Raw genomic sequence first — 3,429 nt, 5'->3', positions numbered from 1 at the left:
CGGCGTGATGATCTACTGGCATGTCGACAAGGGCTCGACCTGCATCTTCTCGCAGCTCAAGCGCTGTTCGTCTTCCGAGGTCGCTTCGATGATCAAGGGCGTGCTGCGGCATTGCACGGACATGGAAATCCAGCGGCAATATGTCGACAGCCATGGCCAGAGCGCCCTCGGCTTTGCCTTCTGCAGGCTGCTCGGTTTCGAGCTCGCGCCACGGCTCAAAGCGATCGCCCGGCAGAAGCTGGCGCTGCCGCATGCAGGCCTGCGCGCCGAACTGCCCAACCTGCTTCCCGTTCTTTCCAGCGTCATCAACTGGGAGGAGATCGAGCAACAATATGACGAAATGGTCAAATATGCTGCCGCCATGCACAGCGGGATCGCCGATCCGGAAGCGATCCTGCGCCGCTTCGCCCGCGCCGAGGTGATGCACCCGACCTACAAGGCACTCGCCGAGCTTGGCCGGGCTATCAAGACGATCTTGCTGTGCCGGTATTTGCGCCACGAGCCGTTTCGCCGCGAAATCCATGAAGGCCTGAACGTCGTCGAGAACTGGAACAGCGCGACCAGCTTTGTCTTTTTCGGCAAGGGTGGCGAGATCGCTTCCAACCGGCTCGACAACCAGGAGATATCGGCGATGGCTCTGCATCTCATACAGGCGTCGCTGGTCTACGTGAACACGCGCATGATGCAGTCGGTGCTGAGCGAGCCGAACTGGTCGGCACGGCTGACGCCGGAAGACTACCGCGGCCTGACGCCGCTCATCTATGCCCATGTCAACCCTTATGGCCGCTTCGACCTCGATCTGGATCGCCGGATCGATTTCGAGCAGAAACAAGCGGCGTGACCCATCGAANGCGCCACGAGCCGTTTCGCCGCGAAATCCATGAAGGCCTGAACGTCGTCGAGAACTGGAACAGCGCGACCAGCTTCGTCTTTTTCGGCAAGGGTGGCGAGATCGCTTCCAACCGGCTCGACGATCAGGAGATATCGGCGATGGCTCTGCATCTCGTACAGGCGTCGCTGGTCTATGTGAACACGCGCATGATGCAGTCAGTGCTCGCCGAGCCGAACTGGTCGGCGCGGCTGACGCTGGAAGACTACCGCGGCCTGACGCCGCTGATCTACGGACACATCAATCCTTATGGCCGCTTCGACCTCGATCTGGATCGCCGGATCGATTTCGAGCAGAAACAAGCGGCGTGACCCATCGAANCCTTATGGCCGCTTCGACCTCGATCTGGATCGCCGGATCGATTTCGAGCAGAAACAAGCGGCGTGACCCATCGAAGGGAATGTAGAAATGCCTGTATCGAAGAAGCCCCGAAAGAAGGCAGTGGCGAAATCCAAGCTGCCGGAAAATGACAATGCTCTGCCTCCAATGCCGGACCGGCGCGGCATGGAGGGGTTCATGGCAGGTCTTTTCGGCGGACAACGTGGGAGCGACCCGACCGACGCCGCGCAAGACGTCATGTATGAGGCCTGGGAAGCGACCAGTCGCAGCAAGCGTATCGCGCTGGCCAGGAAAGCGCTCAAAATCTCGCCGTTGTGCGCCGACGCTTATGTGCTTCTGGCCGAAGAGGAGGCGAGGTCTGTCGAGGAAGTGCTGGACTGCTACGAGAAGGGCGTCGCGGCTGGGAAAATGGCCCTCGGGCCCGAGGGGTTCGAGGAGTATTCCGGTCACTTCTGGGGTTTTCTGGAAACCCGCCCCTACATGCGGGCGCGGGCAGGTCTTGCCGCCGTACTCTGGCGGCTTGGTCGGCATCAGGCGGCCATCGACCATTACCAGGCGATGCTTGAGCTCAATCCGAATGACAATCAGGGCATCCGCTACGTGCTGGCCGGGCATTTGCTGGCGCTCGATGACATCCAGGCCTTGAAGAAGCTGCTCAGACAGTACGAAGACGATTGCGCTGCTGCATGGCTCTACACGCAGGCCCTTCTCGCCTTTCGTGAAAACGATCCGGATGCCGGGAAGCTTGCCGAGGAGGCCTGGCTCGCGAACAGCCATGTGCCCGGCGTCCTGTCCGGCAAGCAGCCTCTGGTTGCCTCTCCGGACGGCTATATCACCTTGGGGGGCGAGGATGAGGCAGCTGACTACGTCGAGGAAAACGGCAAGGCCTGGCAGGCCACTCCCGGCGCAATCCCTTGGCTGGCGGAGGTTACCAGAAAGCTGAAACCACGAAGACGGCGTAACTGACCGCCCGGAACCGATGGGCGTGTTTTAATTTGGGTATACCCGGCCAGCACAACGGCAATGAACACGCCGCAGCCGCTAAGCCATGTTTATTTTGGGCCCAGAATGGGATATTGAACGAAGCTACGCGTTGGCACACCCAAAATGAACAGTTTGCATGACCCGCATCGGATACGCGCGCACCTCCACCACCGACCAGAACCTTGCCGCGCAAATCGCCGCGCTCAAGACCGCCGGCTGCGACGTCATTCGCGAGGAACAGAAGAGCGGCGCCTCGCTGGCAGGCCGCCCGCAGCTCAACACGATTCTCGACTTCATCCATGCCGGCGAGACGCTCGTCGTCACCCGCATCGACCGGCTGGCCAGATCACTGCGCGATCTTCAGGTGATCGTGGACAGGCTCAAAGCCAAAGGTGCGCACTTGTTCGCGACCGAGCAGCCCGTCGACACCTCGACCGCCGCCGGCAAGGCCTTCTTTGACATGCTCGGCGTCTTTGCCGAGTTCGAGACCAATCTGCGGCGCGAGCGCCAGGCCGAGGGGATTACCATCGCCAAAAAGCGTGGCGTCTACAAAGGCCGGCCACCGAAGATCGACCGCGCTGAAATCATACGCCGACTGGAAGAGGGCCACGGCCCGACACGGATCGCACGCGATCTTGGCATCTCGCGTGGAACTGTCTACCAGGCGCGGAAAGGCGAACCAGAATGAGCAAAGGCAAGCACATAACCCGCCTGATCCCCGCAGCCTGCGAAGAAGTCCAATCCCGCATGCTCGAGGCTTGTCAAAAAATCGCCGCGGACCATGGGCTGGTCATCGAGAGCGCCGGATGGCGTGGCTTGGACTCTGGGTTTGCCTTCGAGCCCGTGTTCCGTGTCAGCGTTCCCGCTTCCGACGGCACGGCATTCAATCTCGAGAAGGACATGTTCGAGTTTCTGGCCGCACGCTACGGATTGGCTCCCTCGGACCTCGGACGCGAGTTTAGTACCGGAAGCGAACGGTTCCGGATCACCGGCATCGATCCCAAGCGGCCGCGATATCCTATCTCCGCCGAACGCATTCCCGACCGCCGGGGCTTCAAATTTACCGCCGAAAACGTCGCCATGTTGCTGCTAGCCCAGAGCAAGTCATGATGTTCTACACTTGTTCCGCAACTTGGCCAAAATCGCAGCTTCGGGCCGTGTGTGGACGCCCCCGGGAATGCAAGTGATTTCTTTCACTTTGGCGATGAGCAATGCGG

General features: G+C 60.6%; 4 protein-coding genes and 1 pseudogene. All 5 read left to right on the top strand.

Annotated features, from left to right (window positions below):
• Window positions 1-841: Tn3 family transposase (locus X738_RS80400; protein WP_023804261.1), on the top strand; the 841-nt coding region annotated here is incomplete at its 5' end.
• Window positions 842-858: 17 nt separating this feature from the next.
• A pseudogene (locus X738_RS80395) lies at window positions 859-1,200 on the top strand (Tn3 family transposase); the annotation flags it as partial.
• A gap of 205 nt (window positions 1,201-1,405) precedes the next feature.
• On the top strand, window positions 1,406-2,194 hold the full coding sequence (locus X738_RS80390) for a tetratricopeptide repeat protein (protein ID WP_084834006.1): 789 nt from the start codon (window positions 1,406-1,408) through the stop codon (window positions 2,192-2,194).
• 154 nt (window positions 2,195-2,348) lie between these two features.
• Window positions 2,349-2,900: a recombinase family protein gene (locus tag X738_RS80385; RefSeq protein WP_023804258.1), complete on the top strand. Its 552-nt coding sequence runs from the start codon at window positions 2,349-2,351 to the stop codon at window positions 2,898-2,900.
• Window positions 2,897-3,322: a hypothetical protein gene (locus tag X738_RS80380; RefSeq protein WP_023804257.1), complete on the top strand. Its 426-nt coding sequence runs from the start codon at window positions 2,897-2,899 to the stop codon at window positions 3,320-3,322. The genes X738_RS80385 and X738_RS80380 overlap by 4 nt, the downstream gene beginning before the upstream one ends.
• Window positions 3,323-3,429: the final 107 nt, after the last annotated feature.

Source organism: Mesorhizobium sp. L48C026A00 (genome assembly GCF_000502375.1).
Classification (GTDB): Bacteria; Pseudomonadota; Alphaproteobacteria; order Rhizobiales; family Rhizobiaceae; genus Mesorhizobium; species Mesorhizobium muleiense.
The sequence above is the reverse complement of the archived record's forward strand: the minus strand, read 5'-3'. Positions and strand labels throughout refer to the sequence as shown.

Excerpts from the sequence above, each read along its gene's own strand:
- X738_RS80385 (WP_023804258.1), top strand. The coding sequence starts at position 2,349 with ATGACCCGCATCGGATACGCGCGCACCTCCACCACCGACCAGAACCTT.
- X738_RS80380 (WP_023804257.1), top strand. The coding sequence starts at position 2,897 with ATGAGCAAAGGCAAGCACATAACCCGCCTGATCCCCGCAGCCTGCGAA.
- X738_RS80390 (WP_084834006.1), top strand. The coding sequence starts at position 1,406 with ATGGCAGGTCTTTTCGGCGGACAACGTGGGAGCGACCCGACCGACGCC.